Annotated in this window: 25 protein-coding genes; 17 read left to right on the top strand and 8 right to left on the bottom strand. The window is 64.3% G+C overall.

Features of this window, described 5'->3' with window-relative positions:
* Nucleotides 1-10 precede the first annotated feature (10 nt).
* The 6 genes from ACYVJ8_RS06745 (at nucleotide 11) to ACYVJ8_RS06770 (ending at nucleotide 5,086) form a co-directional block, all read left to right on the top strand.
* Complete coding sequence (locus ACYVJ8_RS06745) at nucleotides 11-1,186, top strand: thiolase family protein (RefSeq protein ID WP_460710517.1); 1,176 nt, start codon at nucleotides 11-13, stop codon at nucleotides 1,184-1,186.
* Between the two features lie 219 nt (nucleotides 1,187-1,405).
* Nucleotides 1,406-1,759: a hypothetical protein gene (locus ACYVJ8_RS06750; protein ID WP_460710519.1), complete on the top strand. Its 354-nt coding sequence runs from the start codon at nucleotides 1,406-1,408 to the stop codon at nucleotides 1,757-1,759.
* Nucleotides 1,760-1,939: 180 nt separating this feature from the next.
* On the top strand, nucleotides 1,940-2,263 hold the full coding sequence (locus ACYVJ8_RS06755) for a hypothetical protein (protein ID WP_460710521.1): 324 nt from the start codon (nucleotides 1,940-1,942) through the stop codon (nucleotides 2,261-2,263).
* Nucleotides 2,264-2,391: 128 nt separating this feature from the next.
* A complete protein-coding gene (locus ACYVJ8_RS06760) occupies nucleotides 2,392-4,002 on the top strand; it encodes a carboxyl transferase domain-containing protein (RefSeq protein ID WP_460710523.1) in 1,611 nt (536 codons plus the stop codon).
* 200 nt (nucleotides 4,003-4,202) lie between these two features.
* Complete coding sequence (locus tag ACYVJ8_RS06765; protein WP_460710525.1) at nucleotides 4,203-4,727, top strand: bactofilin family protein; 525 nt, start codon at nucleotides 4,203-4,205, stop codon at nucleotides 4,725-4,727.
* Nucleotides 4,724-5,086, top strand: coding sequence for a hypothetical protein (locus ACYVJ8_RS06770; protein WP_460710527.1), 363 nt, complete (start codon nucleotides 4,724-4,726; stop codon nucleotides 5,084-5,086). The genes ACYVJ8_RS06765 and ACYVJ8_RS06770 overlap by 4 nt, the downstream gene beginning before the upstream one ends.
* A 40-nt stretch (nucleotides 5,087-5,126) precedes the next feature.
* On the opposite strand, the gene ACYVJ8_RS06775 is transcribed toward ACYVJ8_RS06770, so the two are convergent.
* From ACYVJ8_RS06775 to ACYVJ8_RS06785, 3 genes are read right to left on the bottom strand one after another with little or no spacing between them, the layout of a single operon-like run.
* Nucleotides 5,127-5,375 (bottom strand): DUF6587 family protein, encoded by a 249-nt coding sequence (locus ACYVJ8_RS06775; protein ID WP_460710529.1) that lies wholly within the window; start codon nucleotides 5,373-5,375, stop codon nucleotides 5,127-5,129.
* Nucleotides 5,375-7,240: a ferrous iron transporter B gene (gene feoB, locus ACYVJ8_RS06780; protein ID WP_460710531.1), complete on the bottom strand. Its 1,866-nt coding sequence runs from the start codon at nucleotides 7,238-7,240 to the stop codon at nucleotides 5,375-5,377. The genes ACYVJ8_RS06775 and feoB overlap by 1 nt, the downstream gene beginning before the upstream one ends.
* Complete coding sequence (locus ACYVJ8_RS06785; RefSeq protein ID WP_460710533.1) at nucleotides 7,237-7,494, bottom strand: FeoA family protein; 258 nt, start codon at nucleotides 7,492-7,494, stop codon at nucleotides 7,237-7,239. The genes feoB and ACYVJ8_RS06785 overlap by 4 nt, the downstream gene beginning before the upstream one ends.
* Before the next feature lie 142 nt (nucleotides 7,495-7,636).
* Between ACYVJ8_RS06785 and ACYVJ8_RS06790 the strand changes: the two genes are divergently transcribed.
* From ACYVJ8_RS06790 to ACYVJ8_RS06820, 7 genes are all read left to right on the top strand, one after another.
* Entirely contained in the window at nucleotides 7,637-8,419 is a 783-nt protein-coding gene (locus ACYVJ8_RS06790) for an enoyl-CoA hydratase-related protein (RefSeq protein WP_460710535.1), read from the top strand.
* Between the two features lie 22 nt (nucleotides 8,420-8,441).
* On the top strand, nucleotides 8,442-10,463 hold the full coding sequence (locus tag ACYVJ8_RS06795; RefSeq protein ID WP_460710537.1) for an acetyl/propionyl/methylcrotonyl-CoA carboxylase subunit alpha: 2,022 nt from the start codon (nucleotides 8,442-8,444) through the stop codon (nucleotides 10,461-10,463).
* A 7-nt stretch (nucleotides 10,464-10,470) separates the two neighbouring features.
* Nucleotides 10,471-11,364: a hydroxymethylglutaryl-CoA lyase gene (locus ACYVJ8_RS06800; RefSeq protein WP_460711087.1), complete on the top strand. Its 894-nt coding sequence runs from the start codon at nucleotides 10,471-10,473 to the stop codon at nucleotides 11,362-11,364.
* Nucleotides 11,365-11,388: 24 nt separating this feature from the next.
* On the top strand, nucleotides 11,389-13,965 hold the full coding sequence (locus ACYVJ8_RS06805) for a sensor domain-containing protein (RefSeq protein WP_460710539.1): 2,577 nt from the start codon (nucleotides 11,389-11,391) through the stop codon (nucleotides 13,963-13,965).
* Complete coding sequence (locus ACYVJ8_RS06810; RefSeq protein ID WP_460710541.1) at nucleotides 13,965-14,453, top strand: GNAT family N-acetyltransferase; 489 nt, start codon at nucleotides 13,965-13,967, stop codon at nucleotides 14,451-14,453. The genes ACYVJ8_RS06805 and ACYVJ8_RS06810 overlap by 1 nt, the downstream gene beginning before the upstream one ends.
* Before the next feature lie 115 nt (nucleotides 14,454-14,568).
* A complete protein-coding gene (locus ACYVJ8_RS06815; protein WP_460710543.1) occupies nucleotides 14,569-15,180 on the top strand; it encodes a hypothetical protein in 612 nt (203 codons plus the stop codon).
* Between the two features lie 13 nt (nucleotides 15,181-15,193).
* Entirely contained in the window at nucleotides 15,194-15,760 is a 567-nt protein-coding gene (locus ACYVJ8_RS06820; protein WP_460710545.1) for a hypothetical protein, read from the top strand.
* A gap of 53 nt (nucleotides 15,761-15,813) precedes the next feature.
* On the opposite strand, the gene ACYVJ8_RS06825 is transcribed toward ACYVJ8_RS06820, so the two are convergent.
* The 3 genes from ACYVJ8_RS06825 to ACYVJ8_RS06835 form a co-directional block, all read right to left on the bottom strand.
* Entirely contained in the window at nucleotides 15,814-16,227 is a 414-nt protein-coding gene (locus tag ACYVJ8_RS06825; protein ID WP_460710546.1) for a DUF4952 domain-containing protein, read from the bottom strand.
* 76 nt (nucleotides 16,228-16,303) lie between these two features.
* Nucleotides 16,304-16,801, bottom strand: a complete 498-nt coding sequence (locus ACYVJ8_RS06830; protein ID WP_460710548.1) for a hypothetical protein — start codon at nucleotides 16,799-16,801, stop codon at nucleotides 16,304-16,306.
* 34 nt (nucleotides 16,802-16,835) lie between these two features.
* Nucleotides 16,836-17,429 (bottom strand): hypothetical protein, encoded by a 594-nt coding sequence (locus ACYVJ8_RS06835; protein ID WP_460710550.1) that lies wholly within the window; start codon nucleotides 17,427-17,429, stop codon nucleotides 16,836-16,838.
* Between the two features lie 414 nt (nucleotides 17,430-17,843).
* Between ACYVJ8_RS06835 and ACYVJ8_RS06840 the strand changes: the two genes are divergently transcribed.
* Genes ACYVJ8_RS06840 through ACYVJ8_RS06855 form a run of 4 tightly spaced genes read left to right on the top strand, consistent with a single transcriptional unit; the run spans nucleotide 17,844 to nucleotide 20,710 of the window.
* Nucleotides 17,844-18,314: a MarR family winged helix-turn-helix transcriptional regulator gene (locus tag ACYVJ8_RS06840; protein WP_460710551.1), complete on the top strand. Its 471-nt coding sequence runs from the start codon at nucleotides 17,844-17,846 to the stop codon at nucleotides 18,312-18,314.
* A 54-nt stretch (nucleotides 18,315-18,368) separates the two neighbouring features.
* On the top strand, nucleotides 18,369-19,343 hold the full coding sequence (locus tag ACYVJ8_RS06845) for a carbon-nitrogen hydrolase family protein (RefSeq protein WP_460710553.1): 975 nt from the start codon (nucleotides 18,369-18,371) through the stop codon (nucleotides 19,341-19,343).
* 18 nt (nucleotides 19,344-19,361) lie between these two features.
* Nucleotides 19,362-20,276, top strand: a complete 915-nt coding sequence (locus ACYVJ8_RS06850) for an NmrA family NAD(P)-binding protein (protein ID WP_460710555.1) — start codon at nucleotides 19,362-19,364, stop codon at nucleotides 20,274-20,276.
* Nucleotides 20,273-20,710 carry a hypothetical protein gene (locus tag ACYVJ8_RS06855; RefSeq protein ID WP_460710557.1) on the top strand — a complete coding sequence of 146 codons (438 nt, stop codon included), beginning with the start codon at nucleotides 20,273-20,275 and terminating at the stop codon, nucleotides 20,708-20,710. Before ACYVJ8_RS06850 ends, ACYVJ8_RS06855 begins: the two co-directional genes overlap by 4 nt.
* Nucleotides 20,711-20,959: 249 nt before the next feature.
* Here ACYVJ8_RS06855 and ACYVJ8_RS06860 read toward each other — a convergent pair whose 3' ends face one another.
* Nucleotides 20,960-21,211, bottom strand: a complete 252-nt coding sequence (locus tag ACYVJ8_RS06860; RefSeq protein ID WP_430537948.1) for a YdeI/OmpD-associated family protein — start codon at nucleotides 21,209-21,211, stop codon at nucleotides 20,960-20,962.
* A gap of 93 nt (nucleotides 21,212-21,304) precedes the next feature.
* Complete coding sequence (locus tag ACYVJ8_RS06865; protein WP_460710559.1) at nucleotides 21,305-21,841, bottom strand: hypothetical protein; 537 nt, start codon at nucleotides 21,839-21,841, stop codon at nucleotides 21,305-21,307.
* Nucleotides 21,842-22,058 lie beyond the last annotated feature (217 nt).

The raw sequence follows: 22,058 nt of genomic DNA on the forward strand, positions 1-22,058 counted from the left end.
TGGAGTACCCATGAGCGACGTCGTCATCGTCGGTGCCAAGCGCACCGCCATCGGTTCCCTACTCGGTCAGTTCACCGGCGTGCCGACGCCCAAGCTCGGATCCACCGTCATCGCGGCTGCACTCGAGCAGGCCGGCGTCGCCGCGGATCAGGTCGATGAAGTGATCATGGGTTGCGTGTTGCCGGCCGGCCTCGGCCAGGCCCCGGCCCGCCAGGCGTCGATCGGCGCCGGCATCCCCACTTCGGCCGGCTGCACCACCATCAACAAGGTCTGCGGTTCGGGCATGAAGGCGATCATGCAGGCGCACGACGCGATCAAGGCCGGCTCGTCCGGCGTCGTCGTCGCCGGCGGCATGGAGTCGATGACCAACGCGCCGCACCTGCTCAACAACTCGCGCACCGGCACCAAGTACGGCACGGTCGAAATGCTCGACCACATGGCGTGGGACGGCCTGACCAATCCCTACGACAAGCAGGCGATGGGCGTGTTCGGCGAGAAGTGCGTTGAGAAGTACGGCTTCTCGCGCGAAGAGCAGGACGCATATGCCGCTGAAAGTGTCCGTCGTGCGCTGGCCGCGCAGCAATCGGGTGCTTTCAAGGACGAAATCGTTCCGGTGACCGTCGCCGGCCGCAAGGGCGATGTAGTAGTCGATAGCGACGAACAGCCCGGCCGCGCCGACATCAACAAGATCCCGAGCCTGCGCCCCTCCTTCAAGAAGGACGGCACCATCACCGCCGCCACTTCGTCGCCGATCAACGACGGCGCCGCGGCGACCGTGCTGATGTCGGCCGAGGAAGCGGGCAAGCGCGGCCTCAAGCCGCTGGCGCGCATCGTCGCCCACGCAACCCACTCGCAGGAGCCGGAGTGGTTCACCACCGCCCCGGTCACCGCGATCAGCAACGTGCTGAAGAAGGCGGGCTGGTCGGTCGGCGATGTGGATCTGTGGGAAATCAACGAAGCCTTCGCCTGCGTCGCGATGACGCCGATGAAGGAGCTCGGTATCGCGCACGACAAGCTCAACATCCATGGCGGCGCCTGCGCCCTCGGCCATCCGATCGGTGCCAGCGGCGCCCGTCTGGTGGTCACGCTGATCAATGCCCTGCGCCAGCGTGGCGGCAAGCGTGGCGTCGCCTCGCTGTGCATCGGCGGCGGCGAGGCTACGGCGCTGGCGATCGAGCTGGTCTGACCCGGCAGGCACTTCGCACCCAGGGCGAGTGTGCAGACAAGGTGAAGTGGCGGCCCGCGCTTAATGTGCGGGTAACCCTTGTCCTCGGCTTGCGAAGAACCTAACAACGGCATAACGAAATAAAGACGGCCACCCGCTTGACACGGGTAATGGCCTTGTCATCATTGTTGGCGACGCGCTTGTGTGCGCGTTGACCCATTCCACGACGAGGAAACCAACATGACTTTCAACAAGGCGCTGATCGCCCTGGCTCTGGGCTTCGCTCTGGCCGCTTGCTCGAACCAGAAGCAGGCCGAAGACGCCGCTGCCGACGCTTCGGCTGACGCGGCTCAGGCTCAGGCTGCTGCCGATACCGCCGCTGCTTCGACCGACCAGGCTGCTGGCGACGCTGCCCAGCAGGCCGCCGACGCCGCCGCCCAGGCTGCCGACGCTGCTGCCACCTCGGCCGACGCGGCTGCAACCGCTCCGACCGCTGCGGCCGCCGACGCTGCTGCCGACACCGCCAAGCAGGCCGCCAACTCGGCCGAGCAGGCGAAGGACGCGGCCAAGGAAGCGACGGAAGAAAAGAAGTAACAGTTACTTCCTTAACAGGGAAATCTGTTACAGTGAACAAGGAAGGGCCGTCGGCTTGCCGGCGGCTCTTTCCATGTGGGTCAGTGAACGATAGGTAGCCGGCACCCTGCCGGATCGCTGCGCGCACTGGCGTTGCCTGACGGTAAAACTAGTTTTTCAGACAACTCCTCGGAGACATCAATGAACACCAAGCTCTACGTCCTCCTCGCCGCTGCGGTCCTCGCCCTGTCGGCTTGCAACAAGGCTGAAACCACCGACACCGCCGCTGCTGACGCCGCTGCCGCTCCGGCCGCCGAAGCTCCGGCTGCCGACGCTGCTGCTGCTCCGGCTGACGCCGCTGCCACCAGCGCCGACGCCGCTGCTGCCACCGACGCTGCCGCCGCTCCGGCTGCTGACGCCGCTGCCGCTCCGGCCGCCGAAGCTCCCGCTCCGGCTGCCGACGCTGCTGCTGCTCCCGCTGCTGACGCCGCTGCCGCTCCGGCCGCCGAAGCTCCCAAGAAGTAATCTTCTTTCGCTTCTGCAATACCCGAAGGGGCCCGCGCAAGCGGGCCTCTTTTTTTGTGCGCAGGCAACCATGGCCGCCGCAACCGCTTTGTGGTCTGATGCCCAGCTCATCGGCAGTCGTCGACTCCATGCCCGCGCTCAACTCCCAACTCGATCCCCGTTCGCAGGAATTCCAGGACAACGCCAGCTACCACCGCGCCCTGGTCGAAGAACTCGATGCCCGCCTCGCACGCGCCGCCAACGGCGGCGGCGAGAAGGCCCGCACCAAGCACACCGAGCGCGGCAAGCTGCTGGCGCGCGACCGCATCACGGCCCTGCTCGATCCGGGCTCGCCCTTCCTGGAAGTCGCCCCGCTCGCCGCCGAAGGCATGTACGACGACGCGGCGCCCGCCGCCGGCATGGTCTGCGGCATCGGCCGCGTCATGGGCCAGGAAGTGGTGATCGTCGCCAACGACGCTACGGTCAAGGGCGGCACCTACTTCCCGATCACGGTGAAAAAGCATCTGCGTGCGCAGGAGATCGCGCGCGAGAACAACCTGCCCTGCGTCTATCTCGTCGACTCCGGCGGTGCCTTCCTCCCGCTGCAGGACGAGGTGTTTCCGGACAAGGAGCACTTCGGCCGCATCTTCTACAACCAGGCGCGGATGAGCGCGGAGAACATTCCGCAGATCGCCGTGGTCATGGGCTCCTGCACCGCCGGCGGCGCCTACGTGCCGGCGATGTGCGACGAATCCATCATCGTCAAGGAACAAGGCACCATCTTCCTCGGCGGCCCGCCGCTGGTGAAGGCCGCCACCGGTGAAGTCGTCGACGCCGAAGCGCTCGGCGGCGCCGACGTGCACACGTCCGTATCGGGCGTGGCCGACCACTTCGCCGAAGACGATCGCCATGCGCTGCAGATCGCGCGCGATATCGTCGGCACGCTCAACCGTACGAAAGTCCCGCCGGTGGCCGTAGAAGGGGTGCGCGATCCTTTGTTCGCCGCCGAAGAGCTGTATGGCATCGTCCCGAAAGACACGCGCCGGCCCTTCGACATCCGCGAAGTGATCGCCCGCATCGTCGACGGCAGCGAGTTCCAGGAGTTCAAGGCCCGCTACGGCAAGACCCTGGTGACCGGCTTCGCGCATCTGCATGGTTATCCGGTCGGCATCGTCGCCAACAACGGCATCCTGTTCGCCGAGTCGGCGCTGAAGGGCGCGCACTTCATCGAGCTGTGCAACCAGCGCGGCATCCCGCTGGTCTTCCTGCAGAACATCACCGGCTTCATGGTCGGCCGTAAATACGAGAACGCCGGCATCGCGAAGGACGGCGCGAAGATGGTCACGGCCGTGGCCTGCTCGCACGTGCCCAAGTTCACCGTCGTGATCGGCGGCAGCTTCGGCGCCGGCAATTACGCGATGTGCGGCCGTGCGTATGGCGCGCGCTTCCTGTGGATGTGGCCGAACGCACGCATCAGCGTCATGGGTGGCGAACAGGCCGCGTCGGTGCTGGCGACCGTCAAGCGCGACGGCATCGAAGCCGCCGGCAAGGTGTGGACGCCGGAAGAAGAAGAAGCCTTCAAGACGCCGATCCGCGACCAGTACGAATCGCAGGGCAATCCTTACTACGCCACCGCGCGCCTGTGGGACGACGGCATCATCGATCCGGCCGACACGCGCCGTGTGCTCGGCCTGGCGATTTCGGCGAGCCTCAATGCGCCGATCGCGGATCGCACGCGCTTCGGCGTGTTCCGCATGTGACCCGGACCCACGCAGTCACACTCGCAACGATGTTTGTTTCAGAAATGTTGAATACCTGAACGCCGCTAAATCGCGTGCAGTGCACAGCGCACACAACGTGTGTTTGCTGCACCGTGTCACAGCGCCCATGGCGCAGGTGCGTGCTAGGCTCGAAGATCGCATACGGTCCTTCCCGTCCCCCCAACAGAGGAGTCCGCGCCATGGCGATCTTCAACCAGCCATCCGCCCCGAAACGTGATGTTCCGATTACCCCGGAACCGCCTAAGCCCGTAGAAACCGCGCTCAAGCGCGAACCCGATCCCAACGAATACAATCCCGTCGCTGCAGCATCGCCCCGTCCCGTGGCGGTCGAACGTAGCGAAGGCAAGGAATCGCTGATCGCTTCCGACCTCACCATCGAAGGCAAGATTGAAGGTGCCGGCCACATCCGCATCGCCGGCCGCTTCAAGGGCGACGTGCATGTGCAAGGCGATCTGACCATCGAAGTCGGCGCCAAGCTCAACGGCGGCGTGCGTGCGCGCAAGGTCGTGATCGCGGGCGAGCTCGAAGGCAATATCGAGTCCGCGCAGCGCGTCGAACTGGTCGCCAGCGGCGTGATGATCGGCGACGTCAAGGCCGAAACCGTCACCGTGGCCGCAGGCTCGCGCATGAAGGGCCAGGTCGAGTTCGGCGGCGAAGAATCCGCTGGCAAGAACGGCAACGCGGAGTCCGGCGCGGCGTCATGAGCACCCCGCGCCCGGGCACGCCGGGAGCCACCCGCACCTGCCCGCACTGCAAGACGGTCATCCTCGAAAGCGCCAGTGTCTGTCCGGCGTGCCGGCACCACTTGCGCTTCGATGAAGCCGCGATCGCAGGGACGAAGACGAAGATTTCGCCCCTGCACGTGGAGGGCACGATCTCTCCGCCTCCAGGCGATACCGCGTGGGAATACTCGATGGTGCTGTCGATCAAGAACGAACGCGGCGAGGAAATCGCCCGCCAGGTCATCGGCGTCGGTGCGCTGTATTCGGACGAACAGCGCACCTTCACGCTGGCGGTGGAAATGACCGAAGCCACCGGCGCGAAGGCGCGGCGTCGTCACTGAGCTGATTTGGTCCGGCGTGGCTCGTTGCTACGCCGGCGTCTTACCCGGCCTTGCCGGTATCGCAGCCGTTGCAACTGCCGCAGCTGCCCGCTCCTGTCTGCGGCGCTGGTGCGATCCAGCGCCCCAGGCGCCGCAGCCATCCGGCCCGCCCTTCGCGCACGAGCGGCACGGCGGCCGCGACACGCAGACGGCGCACGCCCGCCGGGAATTGTTTCTGCGCGACAAACCCGGCGCTGATCGCTACGGCGATCGCGATCACTATGTACTGGGCCAGTAGTCCGGCGTGCATCATCCCGCTCCCAGCGCAACAGCGACCTGGTAGGTGACGAGAGACGCCAGGTAGGCCATTGCGAACAGATAGCCCGCGCTGATTCCGACCTGCTTCCAGGAATGCGTCTCGCGCTTGATCGTCGCCAACGTCGAGATGCACTGCGGCGCGTAGATGTACCAGACCAACAGCGACAAAGCGGTCGCCAGCGACCAGTCGTGCGCGATCAGCGGCGACAGCGCCTGCGCGGCGGCCGCATCGTCGGTAGCAGAGAGTGCGTACACGGTCGCCAGCGAAGACACGGCGACTTCGCGCGCCGCCAGTCCCGGAATCAAGGCGATGCAGATCTGCCAGTTGAAGCCGATCGGAGCGAACAAGGTCGTCATCGCATGGCCGATGCGGCCGGCGAAGCTGTAGTCGATCGCGGCGCCTGCGTAGTGTTCGGGCGGCGTCGGAAAGGTCAGCAACACCCACAACAGGATCGTGAGTGCCAGGATGATGCCGCCCACGCGCTTGAGGAAGATCGCGGCGCGCTCCGACAGGCCCAGCGCGAGATCGCGCGGATGCGGCAGCCGATAGGACGGCAGCTCCAGCAGCAGCGCGTGCTCGCTCTTGTCGCGGCGCCACTTCTTCATCACCCAGGCCACCAGCAGTGCGCTGAGGATGCCGGCGGCGTACAGCGCGAACAGCACCAGGCCCTGCAGGTTGAGCGGCCCCACCTTCTGCTGCGGAATGAAGGCGCCGATCAGCAGCGCATACACCGGCAGCCGCGCCGAGCAGGTCATCAGCGGCGCCACGATAATCGTGGCGAGGCGGTCGCGCGGATCCTGGATCGAGCGCGTGGCCATGATGCCGGGAATCGCGCAGGCGAAGCTCGACAGCAACGGAATGAACGAGCGGCCCGACAATCCGGCCGACGCCATCAGGCGATCCAGGAGGAACGCAGCGCGCGGCAGATAGCCGGATTCCTCCAGCGCCAGGATGAAGGCGAACAGGATCAGGATCTGCGGCAGGAACACGATCACGCCGCCGACGCCGGCGATGATGCCGTCGACGATCAGGCTCCTGAGCGGACCGGCCGGCAATACCGAGCCGGCCCAACCGCCCAGAGCCGCAGTACCTGCATCGATCAGGTCCATCAGCGGCGTGGCCCAGGCGTAAACGGCCTGGAAGATCAGGAACATCACCACCGCCAGCGACAGCAAGCCCACCACCGGATGCAGCAGCCAGCGATCGAGCGCATCGTCGATCTCGGCGGTACGGCGCGGCATGGTCACCGCGAGGGCGAGCAAGCGACGCGTTTCCGCATGCAGTGTTTCGGGATCCACCGGGCCGTTGGCCAGGTGCGTGCGCGGTTCGTGCAGCGTGTCGGCGACGGCATCCAGCTTGGCGACGAGCTGACCCGCGCCGTCGCGATGCACGGCCACCGTGGGAACGACGGGAACGCCCAGTTCGCGCTCGAGCGCAGCGAGGTCGACTTCGATGCCGCGCCGCCGCGCCGCATCCATCATGTTGACCGCCAGCACCATCGGCTTGCCGAGCTCGCGCACTTCCAGCGCGAAGCGCAGGTGCAGGCGCAGATTGGTCGCATCGACCACGCACACGATCACGTCCGGCGCTGGCTCGCCCGGATAGAAGCCGCGGCACAGATCGCGGGTAATCGCTTCATCCAGGCTCGCCGCGTGCAGGCTGTAGGCGCCGGGCAGATCGAGCAGCGCGTAGTGGCGCCCGGATGGCGCATGGAAGCGGCCTTCCTTGCGCTCCACGGTGACGCCGGCGTAGTTGGCGACCTTCTGGCGGCTGCCGGTCAGCAGGTTGAACAGCGCGGTCTTGCCGCAGTTCGGATTGCCGACGAGGGCGAGACGGATGGCAGCGGTGTGGCTCACGCGACGCTCTCCGCGGACTGCGCCGTGACGACCCGCACCCTCGCGGCCTCGCTCCGCCGCAACGCGAAGCGGGTGAAGCCGACCTGGACCAGCAGCGGCTCGGCGGCAATCGGCCCGGCGGCCATCACTTCCACGCGCTCGCCGTGGACGAAGCCCAATTCACGCAGTCGCCGTGCGATGGCATCGTTGGGCATCTGGTCTTCGACGCGCTCGACCGTGGCGGCGATGCGGCGTGGCAGTTCGGACAGCTTCAAGGGGTTCGCCCGGGGCCGGCGGCCCACAAATGGGAATTGTTCTCATTCTAGCAGGGACCTGCGCCGGCGCGTCGCGCCGGCGGGCTGGTCGGGGAACACCCCTCGCTCGCTATCATTCATGTTTCCCGACACGGATATCGCCATGAGCCAACCGCTCCTGAGCCTGCGCGAGGGGCCCGTCGCCCGCCTGCGCCTGAATCGCCCGGATCTGCACAACGCCTTCGACGCCGACCTGATCGCCGCCCTCACCGCCGCGCTCGAGGCCGCGGGCGCCGATGGCAGCATTCGCGTGGTGGTTCTGGAAGGCGAAGGTCCGTCGTTCTCCGCGGGAGCTGACCTCAACTGGATGCGCGGCATGGCCGCCGCGAGCGAGGCGGCCAACCGCGAGGATGCCCTCGCCCTCGCCCGCCTGATGCGCACCCTGGACGAACTCCCCAAGCCGACCATCGCCCGCGTGCACGGCGCAGCGTTCGGCGGCGGCGTGGGCCTGGTCGCCTGCTGCGACATCGCCATCGGCACGCCCGAAGCCAAGTTCGGACTGACCGAAAGCAAGCTCGGCCTGCTTCCCGCCGTCATCTCCCCCTACGTGATCGAAGCGATCGGCGCGCGCCAGGCGCGGCGTTGGTTCGCGACCGCGGAAATCTTCGACGCCGCCGAAGCCCGGCGCATCGGCCTGCTTCACGACGTGGTCGACGCCGGCGCGCTCGACGCCGCGGTACAGCGGCAGACGGACTTTCTGCTGAAAGCCGGCCCCATCGCCGCCGCATCGGCCAAGCAGCTGGTACGCCGCGTAGCCGATGAGTCGCACCGCGACCGCCTCGACGCCGACAACGCGGCCCTGATCGCACGCTTGCGCGTGTCCGCCGAAGGTCAGGAAGGCCTCGGCGCCTTCCTCGAGAAGCGCAAGCCCTCCTGGTGCAACTGACGAGGAAAGGAAGAAACGCCTGATGTTCTCCAAGATCCTGATCGCCAACCGCGGCGAAATCGCCTGCCGCGTCATCCGCACCGCGCGCAGGCTCGGTATCCGCACTGTCGCGGTGTATTCGCAAGCCGATGCCGACGCGCAGCACGTGCGCCAGGCCGACGAGGCGTACTGCATCGGCGGTCCGCGCCCGCAGGAGTCCTATCTCCGCGGCGACGCGATCATCGACGTCGCCAAGCGCAGCGGCGCGCAGGCCATCCATCCCGGCTACGGTTTCCTCAGCGAAAACGCCGACTTCGCCGACGCCGTCGTCGCCGCCGGGCTGGTCTTCATCGGCCCGTCCGGCGCGTCGATGCGCAAGATGGGCAGCAAGGCCGGCGCGAAGGAACTCATGCAGGCAGCAGGCGTTCCCGTCGTACCGGGTTACACCGGCGAAGACCAGTCGCCCACCGTGCTGCAACGCGAAGCCGACGCGATCGGCTACCCGCTGATGATCAAGGCCGCGCACGGCGGCGGCGGCAAGGGCATGCGCATCGTGCGCTCCAGCGCCGAGTTCGCCACCAATCTCGAAAGCTGCCAGCGCGAAGCGCGCAACGCCTTCGGCCGCGACCGCGTCCTGCTCGAACGCTACGTCGAGAAGCCGCGCCACATCGAGATCCAAGTGTTCGCCGACACGCACGGCCACACGCTGCACCTCAACGAACGCGAGTGCTCCGCGCAGCGCCGCTACCAGAAGGTGCTGGAAGAATCGCCCTCGCCTTTCCTCACCCCGCAACTGCGCGATGCGATGGGACAGGCCGCGGTGATGGCCGCGCGTGCGATCGACTACGTCAACGCCGGCACGGTGGAATTCATCGTCGGCCAGGACGGCGGCTTCTATTTCATGGAGATCAATACGCGCCTGCAGGTCGAACACCCCGTCACCGAGCTGGTGACCGGGCTCGATCTGGTCGAATGGCAGCTGCGCGTCGCCTCCGGTGAAGCCCTGCCGCTCGCGCAACAGGACATCCGCCAGCAAGGCCATGCGATCGAAGTGCGCCTGTACGCGGAAGATCCGGAAGCGGGTTTCCTGCCCGGTTCCGGCAAGCTCGAGCGCCTGCGTCTTCCCGCTACCACCGACCATGTCCGCATCGATTCAGGTGTAGTCGAAGGCGATACGGTGACGATCTTCTACGACCCGATGATCGCCAAGCTGATCGTCTGGGATCGCGATCGCCCGCGCGCCCTCGCCCGCCTGCGCGATGCGCTGGCGCAGTGCGACATCGCCGGACCGAAGTCGAACGTCGAATTCCTGGAGCGCCTCGCGCGCCATCCCGCCGTCGTCGAAGGCACGATCGACACCGGTTATCTCGACCGGCACCTGGACGAATTCGTGCCTCAGGACGCGGGCACGGCCGACGCCGATCTGCTGGTCGCCGCGACCGTCGCGCATCTGCTCGCCCAGGAACGCGCAACCTACGAGCACGCGCAGGCTTCCAACGATCCGACCTCGCCCTGGGCGATCGCCGATGGCTGGCGCCTGGGCCATGGCGGCCATCGCAGCCTCGCCTTCCTGCATCGCGGCCAGCGCATCGAGCTGCGGACGCATGGCAACAACGGTGCGTATCGCATCGAAGGCATTGACCTCGGCGCCCCCGTCCATATCTCGGGCGCAAGGTTCGAAGGCGAACAGCTGAGCCTGCGCATCGGCGACGCACCGGCAACCAGCCGTTCCCGCCGCTTCGCCGTGCTCGAGCTGGGCCGGCAGCTGGTCGTGCACGACGGTACGCAGCGGCTGGGGCTGGAACCGGTGGCGATGTATCGTCACGAACAGGCAGCGGCGGGCGGCGGCGCGGATCGCGTCACTGCACCGATGCCGGGTCGTGTGGTGGTGGTGCGGGCGGCCCCGGGCGACAAGGTCGAGGCCGGCCAGGAGGTGATGGTGATCGAAGCGATGAAAATGGAGCTGAGCCTGAAGGCGCCGCGCGCCGGCACCATCGCGGAAGTGCGTGCCGCCGGCGGCGATTTCGTCGAAGCCGATGCCGTACTCGTCACACTGGAGGCATGACATGGGCATGCCATCGCAGGTACGCATCGTCGAAGTCGGGCCGCGCGACGGCCTGCAGAACGAGAAGGCCGTCATCGCCACCGCGGACAAGATCGCACTGATCGATCGCCTGTCCGCCACCGGCTTGCGCAGCATCGAAGCCACCAGCTTCGTCAGTCCCAAGTGGGTACCGCAGCTCGCCGATGCCGCCGAGGTGTACGGCGGCATCCATCGCCAGCCGGGCATCAGCTATCCCGTCCTGGTGCCGAACGAACAAGGCTACGAACGCGCGCGCGCCGTCGGTGTCGCCGAGATCGCAGTGTTCACCGCTGCGTCGGAAGCCTTCAACCGCAAGAACATCAACGCCGGCATCGACGAATCCCTGGCCCGCTTCGCACCGGTCATGGAACGCGCGAAAGCCGATGGCGTCAAAGTGCGCGGCTATGTCTCCACCGTGCTCGGCTGCCCGTACCAGGGCGAGGTGCCGCTGTCGGACGTCGTCCGCGTGGCCAAGGCCCTGCACGACATGGGCTGCTATGAAATCTCGCTCGGCGACACGATCGGCGTAGGCACTCCGGCCAAGGCGCGCGCCATGCTCCAGGCCGTCGCCGGCGCAGTGCCGATGCCGGCGCTGGCGATTCATTTCCATGACACCTACGGCCAGGCCCTGGCCAACATCCTGGCCTGCCTGGAGGAAGGCGTCGCCGTGGTCGACGCCGCGGTTTCCGGCGCCGGCGGCTGTCCCTACGCGAAAGGCGCGAGCGGTAATGTCGCCAGCGAGGACGTTGTGTATATGCTGCAGGGACTGGGCATCGAGACCGGCGTCGATCTGGGCAGGCTCGCGGAAACCGGGCGCTGGCTCGCCGCCCTGCTGGGGCGCGAAACCGGCAGCAAGGCGGGAAAGGCGCTGCTTTCGAAATGACAGATTTGAGATGACGGGTTCGAAATGAACAACAAGGGGCCGCTGCCGCTGCGAGCCGTCAAGACGACATCGGAAGCCGATGCCGCCACGACGCTCGCGGCGCTGGAACAGGCCTGCAGCGACCCCGCCCTGCCCGCGCACCTGCGCCCCCTGCTGCAGCAAGCCCGCGACGCCCTGCGCGACGCCGACCAGGCGGCGGACGCCGAACGCAGCCGCTATCGCGCCGTCTTCGATGCCGTCCCCGATCCGGTCAGCATCATCGACTGGGACGGCACCGTCCTCGACGTCAACAAGGCGGGCATGACCGCCTACCAGCGCACGCGCGAGGAAATCGTCGGCAAGCCGATCGAGTTCCTCAATCCGGACCTGCCGCGCGATCACCTGCTGCCAGTGTGGGAATCACTGAGCCGCGGCGAGACCTACGTCATCGAAGTCACCAACATGCGCGCCGACGGCACGCGCTTTCCGGTGGAAGTGCACTCGGCCGGCTTCAGCGACGATGGCAAGACCCGGATCGTGGCCGTCGCCCGCGATCTGAGCGGTCGTCATCAGGCAGAGCTTCGCTACCGCGAACTCATGGAGGCGATCGACAAGGGCATCATCGTCCGCGACTCCGCCGGCCAGATCATCCATGCCAATCCGGCGGCGATGCGCATCCTCGGCATCGAGGACGAAAGCACGCTGCAGGCCGACCTGCAACAGGACGTGTGGCAGACCTTCGACGAACACGGCCGCGAAGTGCCGCAGGCCGATCAGCCGGCGACGTATGCCCTACGCACCGGCAAGATCGTCGAAAGCACGGTGCTGGGTTTCTACAGCCGGCGCACGCGCCAATTGAAGTGGCTCTCGGTCACCTGCGTTCCGCAATTCGAAGCCGGCGGCAGCAAGCCCTCGCGCGTGCTGTCGCTGTTCTCCGACGTCACCGCGCTCAAGCGCGACAGCACGCTGTTCGATCGCGCGCAGTCGCTGGCGCATATCGGCGGCTGGGAATGGGACACCGGCCGCAACGCGCTCTATCTCACCGAAGAAGCCAAGCGCATCCTCGGCCAACATCCTTCGCCGGCCACGATGGACGATCTGCTCGCGTGCCTGCGCGAGCCGGACCGACGGCGTCTGCGCGCAGCGCTGGAGCATGCCACCGCGCACGGCCGCAGCCTCAACCTGGACTTGCAGGGCTGGCATGCCAACGGCCATCTGTTCTGGATCCGCGTGATCGGCGAGGCCGAGACCGGCAGCCCGATCAGCGCGCACATCACCGGCACGATGCAGGACATCACCGAGCGCAAGCAGGCCGAGGAAACCCTGCGCGTGCAGGCACGGACCGACCCGCTCACGGGGCTGCTCAACCGCGATGCCGTGCTCGAAGAACTGGAGACGCGCCTGTCCGATCCGGCGCTGCAGCGCGCGGCGGTGCTGTATATCGACCTGGACCGCTTCAAGATCGTCAACGACGTACTCGGCCACGCCGCGGGCGACCGCCTGCTGTCGGCCGCGTCGCGGCGCATCCAGCGCGCGATCGGCAGCGAAGGCCTGATCGCACGATTCGGCGGCGACGAATTCCTGGTCGTGTGTTCGACCGGCGACGAACCCACGCGCCCTGAGCGCCTCGCCGACGCCATCCTCGAAGCCTTCTCGGAAAGCTTCCGCATGGATGGCGAAGAATTCAGCATCACCGCGAGTATTGGTATCGCCCGCGCGCCCATCGACGGCCGCCGCGCGCAGCAGCTGATCCAGAACGCCGACGTCGCGATGTACGACAGCAAGCGCCGCGGCCGCAACGACTGGCAATCCTTCACCGCCGAACTTGCCGAACAGCAGCTGCAGCGCCTGCAATTGGAAACCCATCTGCGCCGCGCGGTCATCAACGACGAATTCCATCTCGTCTACCAGCCGCTTGTGGAGATCGACACCGGCACCGTGGTCGGCGCCGAAGCGCTGATCCGCTGGAACAACCGTCTGCTCGGCGAGATGCGGCCGGATCACTTCATCAGCCACGCCGAGACTACCGGCGACATCGTCGGTATCGGCGGTTGGGTGCTGCGCGAGGCGTGCCGGCAGATGCGCCGCTGGCGCGACCGCGGCCTGCCCCTGGAACGCGTGGCGGTAAACGTGTCCTACCGCCAGTTCCTCGGCGAAGACCTCGCCGAGCACGTGCGCGCGGCGCTGGCCGAATCCGGCCTGCCGGGCTCCGCGCTCGAGCTGGAATTCACCGAGCGCGTGCTGATCGAAGACGCGCCCGATACCGTGCGCACCTTCGCCGCGCTGCGCGACATGGGCGTGGTGCTGACCATCGATGACTTCGGCGAGGGCTACAGCGCGCTCAACTACCTGCGCCGCCTGCCGATACACGGACTCAAGCTCAGCCAGCTCTTCGTGCAGGGCGTGCCGGACCGCAAGTCCGACGTCGCCGTCTGCCACGCGGTCACCGGCATCGCGCGCAGCCTCGGCCTCAGCCTGGTGGCCGAAGGCATCGAGACCGAACGCCAGCGCCGCTTCCTGCTCGACATCGGCGTGACCATCGGGCAGGGATTCCTGTTCTCCGCAGGCCTCGCTCCCGAAGAGCTGCAAGCGATGTATCCACCTCTCAAGGAGCCCAATTGATGACGCCTGTGTGGAAGATCCGGCCGATCCAGCCCCGCGACGATGCAGCGGTGGCCGCGATCATCCGGACCGTAATGCCGGAATACGGCGCGATCGGGGACGGTTTCGCCATCAACGATCCGGAAGTCGACTGGATGCAGCGTGCGTACTCCCTGCCCCGCAGCGCCTACTTCGTCGTCGAGCTCGACGGCAAGGTCGTCGGCGGCGGCGGCGTAGCGCCGCTCGTGGGCGGCGACGAGGACACTTGCGAACTGCGCAAGATGTACTTCCTCAAGTCCATCCGCGGCCAGGGCATCGGCAGCGAAATGCTGCGTCGCTGCCTGGACGCGGCCAAGTCATTCGGCTTCCGCTACTGCTATCTGGAAACGCTCGCCGGCATGAATGATGCGATCCGCCTGTACGAGCGCCACGGCTTCAAGCGCATTGGCGCGCCGCACGGGCGCACCGGACACGGTGGCTGCGATACCTACTACCTGCTGGAGTTGTGAGCGCCGAGCGCACGCCCCGCGCACGGCTCGTAGTGTCATCGGCACTGTGACAGAATCGGTTGGCGGGACATCGGGGGATGTCCCGCTATCTACCAACCGTGTACTAGGGGAAATCATGAAGATGGAAAGGATTCGCTCCCTGCGGGCGATCGCGATCATGCTGTTCGCGTGTTTCATGCTGTCGGGCTGTATCTCCGCCAAGATGTACGTCGATCCGGCGCTGCCCAAGGTGGTCAAGGCCGACGTCGCGCCCGCCGCGCAAACGCGCCCCGTGCAGGTGCTCTTCGAGTTCCGCACCAAGGGCAAGGCCAATGCCCGTGCCACCGCGGAAATTCGTCCGCGCGTCGTCGCCGTCGCCGCCGAATCCGGCCTCTTCAGCGCCGTGTCCAGCAATGCCGATGGTTCCGGCGATGCCGGCGTGCTCAAGGTCGTGATCGACAACGTCGCGATCACCGACAACGCGGCCGCCAAGGGCTTCGGCACCGGGCTGACGCTCGGCCTGGTGGGATCGATGGTGACCGACGGCTACGTCGCGACGGCTACCTACTCGCACGACGGCAAGGTCACGCAAGCCGAAGTCAAGCACGCCATCCACACCACCATCGGCAACCACAAGGGTCCCGAAGGCCTGACCGCGATGGAGCCGCAGGCGGCCGTGCATGAAGTGATGGACCAGATCACCTGGAACGCGCTCAAGCAGCTCGCCGAGAAGAAGGCGTTCGACTGAGGAGCTGACCGACATGCGCGGATTCCTACTGATTCCGGTTCTGTCGCTGTCGCTGGCGGCATGCGTAAGCATGCCGCCCCCCAGCTACCAGCCGGGCATCTCCAATACCGAACAGCTGCTGCAGCGGCGCACCGGCAAACTCACCGTCGACAGGTTCGATGCCGCAAAGGGTGTCGCCAACAAGAGCCTCAGCGTCCGCGGATCGCAACTGACCGGCGGCAGCGACGGCACCTTCGGGACCTATCTGCAGGAAGCGCTGGTCACCGAACTGAAAGCCGCCGGCCGCTACGACGGCGATTCGCCCTTGCATGTCTCCGGCACCCTGCTCCGTAACGAGCTGGACGGCGCGATCAAGACCGGGACGGCCCAGGTCGCCGCCCGTTTCGTGGTGAAGCGCGGCGACGTAGTGGTGTACGACAAGTCCTTCGAGGCCAAGCACGAGTGGGAGTCGTCCTTCATCGGCGCGCTGGCCATACCGGCGGCCATGGACAACTACGCCGGCGCGGTCCAGAAACTCATCGGCATGCTGTTCGCCGATCCGGACTTTGCGAGCAGTACCACGGCCCAGGGGATGCAATAGACAACCCGGTTGGGTCAGGTAGGCCTGACCCAACCGCGAACACCGTGCGGCCTTCACGGTTCGTAAATGTCATGTCGAACATACAAATAAAGGAACGGGACATCCTTGAAATGCTCGCGCGAGCTTTCTATGGCCTCCCCACCCATTCCTATTTCATAGAGCGCGCCATCGCGGCCTCTAAATTCGACATTTTTTGTCTCCCAGCCGCAACATAAGAATCTAAGCCTTCCAGTGTGAGCCCAGGAATTTAACCATTTCTCGGTTTTCGCTATGTCTTGGCCTTTGACCTTGTACGTTGCCTCAAGGGTGTTGCCACTGGGATTACCCATAGACACAGGCTTGCATTTATCAAAAACAATTTCGGGCCTCCCCAGTTTAAGTTGCTTCAGGAAGTCGCCGCACTTAGCAGGGGGGAGTGCCGCTCTTTCGCCAGCATAAGCGCCTCGCGTTTCGTCAGCATGCGCCATGCTTGGCGCTGCGAAAGCAACTAGGAGAGGCGGTAGTAGCTTCATTGCGTTCGTCACCTGGCACCTGGACAGGAAATCAACTGCCTTGCTGCGACAAGACGCCCTCAGTCGCATGCGCTGTTGTATTCCACGATAGCCCAACCCGCCTTGTCCCTAGAACGACTGTGTCAATGCATGCATCACTTGCTGCTTCTAGCTCTATGTCATCTTGGTTCTTGAGCTTGACACTGTAGGTGCGATCCCTGGCTTCACCATAGTTAGGAATTTGCCCTTTTGCCGTTGCCTTGCTTAGAACTTCACGCTCGGGTTCGAGCTCGCCGGTGCCATAGAAAGAAAGCTCTACGGACTCACCCAAATGAGCATCTATGTAGGATTTGGGGTGTGCGCTCTCTGGCATGCAAAGCACAGCGTTGGCAAGCGCCTGCGCTTCGTCGGCATCTGCAATGCTGGGGCGAATGGACTCCCACGCCTTGGACAAACTGTCACCCTCGCAATCCCAGCGAGCTTGGCTCGGAACGTGCGGCAAGGCGGATTTGCACGAGACAAGGCCCACTAGGCAGACGCCCAGCAGCAAGCAATTCATAGAACTCCAATGCGGCTGGTGGACCCTATTCGCACTGTGAAGATAATTCCAGAACCGTCCATCTCTTATGGGCGTATCTTGCGCTTATCCGCTTTGCGCAGACCTCGTTTATGTAATCAATAACGACGCTTGTTTTGGTCGGAATGGATATTTCAGCGCGATCCAATTTTGCGCTTGCAGCGATTATTCCAATAGCCTCGTTGGCTCCAACATTTCTCACATCGGACTCAATCTCCCCTTCTTGGCCGAAGTGCTCTTCTGTGTATCGGACTGTCTTGGCTAGGTGCGAGCGCAGAAGCGCCATCCCGCGCTGCGAAGTTGGTGTGCCACATAGAATTGTCGAGACCAATGGCCACAATCGCTTCGGGTCTGCGGTTCGTGAAAACACCGCAGAACGGAATTTTGAAATCTCTTGCTTTTTGCAAGGCTCGACCGATGAGGCGTAGGCGCCCCTTGCCTTGTCAGCGTGGGCCATGTTTGGCGCGGCGAAAGCAACTAGCAGGAGAAGCGGATAGCGCCAAGCATTGGGCGCCGGATCATCGACCACGACCCGCGTTTCGTCCTCGAAGATGTGACGTTCTGCAATTGGCTCTGCGCCGGACGTCTGTGCATCTTCCACAGCTGTTGCTCGCTATTCGTCGAGTTACTCGATGGGAACACGGACGTAAGCGAATATCTATAAGAATTGTCCGAATTGTTTATTCGGATTTGCAGTGAGCTGCCCACTCGACTGCTCGCCGGAAGCTGCGGCTTACCGATCAGCAGACACGCCCTGCTCCGGCCACCACGCTGCACGCAACACCGCATCCGCTCGTCCGCGAGCCGATGGAAGCATTGGGTCAAGGCGTGATAGGTCAGCGCCGCGTCGCTATAGAGGCGGCGCACGCAACGTTTGCAGGAACGGCTCCCCCGTGTGCCGCCCGGCCGGGGAGCGTTTGCCCTGGGCCCCAACCTGAATAGCTCTCGCCCAAAAAGCATTGGGCTCATGGAGAGGGGGTTGACATCATGATGTATATGCACCATCATGCCTCCCATGAACACCAAGCTTCCCAATAAATCCGAAACCGACAGCCTCGTCGCTGAGGTGACGAAGCACTGCCTGATGACGCGTACGCGACGCATTTCCCGCGTAATCACCAACCTGTTCGACCAGGAACTGCGTCCGCACGGATTGAGTTCCTCACAGTTCTCCTTGTTGGTGCTCATTGCACGCATGGACGGTGCGAGTCGCGCCGAGATTGGCCGTGCCAACCATCAGGAGCGATCGACGTCTACGCGCAATCTGCAGTTGGTGCTGGACCAGGGCTGGGCGGAGGAGATCATTCCGGAGAAAGGGCGTAGCCGCCCCATCCTGATCTCTAAGGCCGGCCGAGATCTGCTCGCCCAGGCCATGCCGGCGTGGCGAGCGGCTCAGGTCAAGGCGAAGCAGCTACTCGGTGTTGACGGGGCGTCTGCCATCGTCCAGCTGTCTGCTGGCCTGCCCATCGAAGAGCTAGCCGGATAACCCCCTTTTTTATCATCAATGGTGTATCTACACCTTTAAAGCAGGACCACTCTCGTGACCATCGTAAAAGCCGCCGCAGTACAAATCAGCCCGGTGCTCTACAGCCGGGAAGCCACCATTGAAAAGGTAGTTCGCAAGATCCGCGAACTCGGCCAGAAGGGGGTGCAGTTCGCCACCTTCCCGGAAACCGTGGTGCCGTACTACCCCTACTTCGCCGCTGTCCAAACGGGCATCGAGCTGCTGTCCGGCAAGGAGCACCTGCGCCTGTTGGAGCAGGCCGTGACTGTCCCCTCCCCCGCCACGGATGCGATTGCCCAGGCAGCTCGCGAAGCCAACATGGTGGTGTCCATCGGCGTCAACGAGCGCGACGGCGGCACCCTCTACAACACGCAGCTGCTCTTCGATGCCGATGGCACGCTCGTGCAGCGTCGTCGCAAGATCACGCCGACCCATTTCGAACGCATGGTCTGGGGCCAGGGCGATGGCTCGGGCCTGCGCGCGGCGGATACCAAGGTCGGCCGAATCGGCCAACTGGCCTGCTTCGAGCACAACAACCCACTTGCGCGCTACGCCATGATCGCCGACGGCGAACAAATCCACTCCGCCATGTACCCGGGCTCGGCCTTCGGCGAAGGGTTTGCGCAGCGCATGGAGATCAACATCCGCCAGCACGCCCTGGAATCGGGTTGCTTCGTGGTGAACGCAACCGCCTGGCTCGATGCCGACCAGCAGGCGCAGATCATGAAGGACACCGGTTGCTCGATCGGCCCGATCTCCGGGGGCTGCTTCACGACCATCGTCACGCCCGAAGGCATGCTGATCGGCGAGCCCCTCCGCGAGGGCGAAGGCGAAGTCATCGCCGACCTCGATTTCTCCATGATCGACCGTCGCAAGCTGCTGATGGACTCGGTCGGTCACTACAACCGTCCGGAGCTGCTAAGTCTCCTGATCGATCGCACGCCTGCCGCGAATCTCCATGAGCGTACCGCGGGCCCGGCGAACGCCGCCGCCGGCTTCGAAATCCTCTGAACAATTGCGAACCCACCCATGAACACTCCCAACGAAACCCCCATCCTGGTCACCGGCGCTGCCGGTGACGTCGGCGCTATCGGCCGCAACGTCGTGGCCATGCTGCTCGCCAAGGGCCACAAAGTACGTGCTCTGGTACGACGTGAAGACGAGCGCGCCGAGAACCTGCGCAAGCTCGGTGCCGAGGTCGTCGTCGGCGACCTGACCGATCTCCAGTCGCTGCACCGTGCCATCAAGGGCACCAAGCGCATCTATTTCGGCATGTCGATTTCGGCCGCCTATCTGGAGGCCACGGCCAACGTGGCAGCAGTCGCCCGTCACTATGGCGTGGAAGCCATCGTCAACATGTCGCAGATGACGGTGTCGCAGATGAGCATCAACGACACCACCGGCAGCCCGCAGCACAAGCTGCATTGGCTGGCGGAACAAGTGCTGGCCTGGTCCGGGTTGCCGGTGGTCAACGTGCGCCCTACCGTCTTCCTCGACGGATTCTTCCTGCGCCTGGCGGCAATGGGCGTTCGTGAGAACGACGAACTCGCGCTGCCACTGGGCGATGCCAAGACCTCCCCCATCGCGGCCTATGACGTGGCACGCGTCGTCGCGACGATTCTCGACAATCCAGCGCCGCACATTGGACAGATCTACAACCTCACGGGACCGGAATCGGTCGGCGTTGACCAACATGCACGCGCCTTCTCCGAAGCCCTCGGCCGTACGATCCGTTATCGCGACGTACCGGTGGCGCCGTGGAGCGAAAAGCTACGCGAGCTTGGCGTTCCACAGCATCTGATCAGCCATCTCGTGGTGATGGCCGAACTGCACACGCAAGGCCGCTACGACCGCGCGACCGACGATGTCTTCAAACTCACCGGCAAGCCGGCGATGAGCACGGGCGAGTTCGTCAAGCTGCATGCGGCGGAGTTCACGCCATGAAGTTCACCGACACCGCCCCCACCCTACCCCGCCCCTCCGGCCCGCCGCCGTGGCTCGGCAAGATCGCACAGAATGCAACTCTCGAAGGCGCCGTCCTCAAGCGTCCCGTTCACGGCAAGGACAACATCCTTACCCTCCTTTCGCATGCACGCACCCTGTACGAATTCCAGGACTACACACATTACGGCGACTTGGACAGCGGATTCTTCATGGAATCGTATCGGTCGAGCGTCAACGGAGTGCCTGTGGAATGCTCCATTCTCGTGCACATGAACGAAGACGGTGAAGCGGATTCACTGCTGATCCACCACTATCCGCTCAACGCCACGTTGGAGTTCTCCCGGCTAATGGGGGAGAAGTTCGGCGATCAGTTCAGCGATCTGTACCTCAGCGCCTCACAGGCCGATGCCCTGTCCAAGGCCTCGCGCAAATAGAGAACCAAATGAAAGTCATGGCTATCGCCACCAAAACCCCTGCTTGGACACCCGAGCAGTTTGAAAAGCTCATCCGGCATGAGGCACCGCACACGCTGCAGCTGTATCTCGATGGCAAGATCGAACCATAAAGGGGTCAGGTTCATTTACTCGATGCGGTAAATGAACCTGACGCTCCAGTACCGCTTCCGTCCGCCGGGGCTGATGAAAACTGAGCCGCCCTTCTCTTTTGAGCGTGACGGACAGGCATTAGCGGTGTGGGCATCCGGGCCAACAGCACGGCCTGCGCATGCCTCCTCGCATCTTATCGATACCGACGTCGATGCGACGCTTCCTTGTAGCTTCTTGCTTGGCCGAAGTGACCCAGCAGATCCACTCGTTTCGCGCCAGCGGGGTGATATCGGCCCATAGGCCCGCGGCCGCGGCATCGAGTTCGATGGCATTTCGGAAATCTGCGGGCAGCTTATGAACCGTGCCGTCCGCGAGCTTTTGAGCGTTCATAGGTCCATATGTGTCTGTTTGGCCTAACGCCTGAATTAGCAGAGCCGCGAGGCGGCTTCGGCTGGAATAAATTGTTAGGCCGAGCACCCTCTGTCACTCCGCATCAATCGCCTCATCTTTCACCTCAAATTCGACGGTCGTAACGACCATGCTGTTTAGGAGAATTTCAACTCTATACAGGCCGATTGGCCAACCATCAGGTTTGCTCACATTGAAGGCAGTCACATAGTCACCGGCGGGCACTTCTTGCGAGTTCCTACTAACTTCTTGCCCGTCTTGAAAACTCCATCTGGCCGTCAATTTGCTCTCTTGATTTGAACTGGTATTCACCGAAGCGTAAAAGGTATCGCTAGGTGTGAATGTGGTGGACGGATCAACAATCGCGTTATCAGCATCGATGCGATTTCCTAGATCTACGCCTTTGACTGATGCGTAGGGTTCATGCGCTTCCTGGCCAGTCGTTTCGACTTCCACACCGACTGGAGGAGGAGGTGTGGCGACGGCCACAGCGGGCTCTTTAGGGAAGATCTTGTCCCAGTTGTTCAGTGCTGCCGCGCCGATTGTTCCGAGAATGCCAATGATTGCGGTTGCTATGAGTACACGATGATTACGCGAGTCGTTCTCTGCCATGAGATTTCTCCGGATGACTCTTACGTGCCTAACGCCTGAATTAAGCCGAGCCGCGAAGCGGCTTCGGCTTGAATGAATTGTTAGGCCCCAGCGTCATAGCCGGACGTGGAAGCCAAAAGCCAACGTTTCGCCCCATGATAGCGACGACTGCGATGGATCAAGGAAGTCGACGCTTGAGGAAACACTTTGATAGGCGCGATGCATGGCCGAATTGACG

The organism is Lysobacter terrae, from assembly GCF_054782215.1.

What these genes read in the sequence shown, in the direction of transcription:
- ACYVJ8_RS06745 (WP_460710517.1), top strand. Translation starts at nt 11, where the DNA reads ATGAGCGACGTCGTCATCGTCGGTGCCAAGCGCACCGCCATCGGTTCC.
- ACYVJ8_RS06750 (WP_460710519.1), top strand. Translation starts at nt 1,406, where the DNA reads ATGACTTTCAACAAGGCGCTGATCGCCCTGGCTCTGGGCTTCGCTCTG.
- ACYVJ8_RS06755 (WP_460710521.1), top strand. Translation starts at nt 1,940, where the DNA reads ATGAACACCAAGCTCTACGTCCTCCTCGCCGCTGCGGTCCTCGCCCTG.
- ACYVJ8_RS06760 (WP_460710523.1), top strand. Translation starts at nt 2,392, where the DNA reads ATGCCCGCGCTCAACTCCCAACTCGATCCCCGTTCGCAGGAATTCCAG.
- ACYVJ8_RS06765 (WP_460710525.1), top strand. Translation starts at nt 4,203, where the DNA reads ATGGCGATCTTCAACCAGCCATCCGCCCCGAAACGTGATGTTCCGATT.
- ACYVJ8_RS06770 (WP_460710527.1), top strand. Translation starts at nt 4,724, where the DNA reads ATGAGCACCCCGCGCCCGGGCACGCCGGGAGCCACCCGCACCTGCCCG.
- ACYVJ8_RS06775 (WP_460710529.1), bottom strand. Translation starts at nt 5,375, where the DNA reads ATGCACGCCGGACTACTGGCCCAGTACATAGTGATCGCGATCGCCGTA.
- ACYVJ8_RS06790 (WP_460710535.1), top strand. Translation starts at nt 7,637, where the DNA reads ATGAGCCAACCGCTCCTGAGCCTGCGCGAGGGGCCCGTCGCCCGCCTG.
- ACYVJ8_RS06795 (WP_460710537.1), top strand. Translation starts at nt 8,442, where the DNA reads ATGTTCTCCAAGATCCTGATCGCCAACCGCGGCGAAATCGCCTGCCGC.
- ACYVJ8_RS06800 (WP_460711087.1), top strand. Translation starts at nt 10,471, where the DNA reads ATGCCATCGCAGGTACGCATCGTCGAAGTCGGGCCGCGCGACGGCCTG.
- ACYVJ8_RS06805 (WP_460710539.1), top strand. Translation starts at nt 11,389, where the DNA reads ATGAACAACAAGGGGCCGCTGCCGCTGCGAGCCGTCAAGACGACATCG.
- ACYVJ8_RS06810 (WP_460710541.1), top strand. Translation starts at nt 13,965, where the DNA reads ATGACGCCTGTGTGGAAGATCCGGCCGATCCAGCCCCGCGACGATGCA.
- ACYVJ8_RS06815 (WP_460710543.1), top strand. Translation starts at nt 14,569, where the DNA reads ATGAAGATGGAAAGGATTCGCTCCCTGCGGGCGATCGCGATCATGCTG.
- ACYVJ8_RS06820 (WP_460710545.1), top strand. Translation starts at nt 15,194, where the DNA reads ATGCGCGGATTCCTACTGATTCCGGTTCTGTCGCTGTCGCTGGCGGCA.
- ACYVJ8_RS06825 (WP_460710546.1), bottom strand. Translation starts at nt 16,227, where the DNA reads ATGGCGCATGCTGACGAAACGCGAGGCGCTTATGCTGGCGAAAGAGCG.
- ACYVJ8_RS06840 (WP_460710551.1), top strand. Translation starts at nt 17,844, where the DNA reads ATGAACACCAAGCTTCCCAATAAATCCGAAACCGACAGCCTCGTCGCT.
- ACYVJ8_RS06850 (WP_460710555.1), top strand. Translation starts at nt 19,362, where the DNA reads ATGAACACTCCCAACGAAACCCCCATCCTGGTCACCGGCGCTGCCGGT.
- ACYVJ8_RS06855 (WP_460710557.1), top strand. Translation starts at nt 20,273, where the DNA reads ATGAAGTTCACCGACACCGCCCCCACCCTACCCCGCCCCTCCGGCCCG.
- ACYVJ8_RS06860 (WP_430537948.1), bottom strand. Translation starts at nt 21,211, where the DNA reads ATGAACGCTCAAAAGCTCGCGGACGGCACGGTTCATAAGCTGCCCGCA.
- ACYVJ8_RS06865 (WP_460710559.1), bottom strand. Translation starts at nt 21,841, where the DNA reads ATGGCAGAGAACGACTCGCGTAATCATCGTGTACTCATAGCAACCGCA.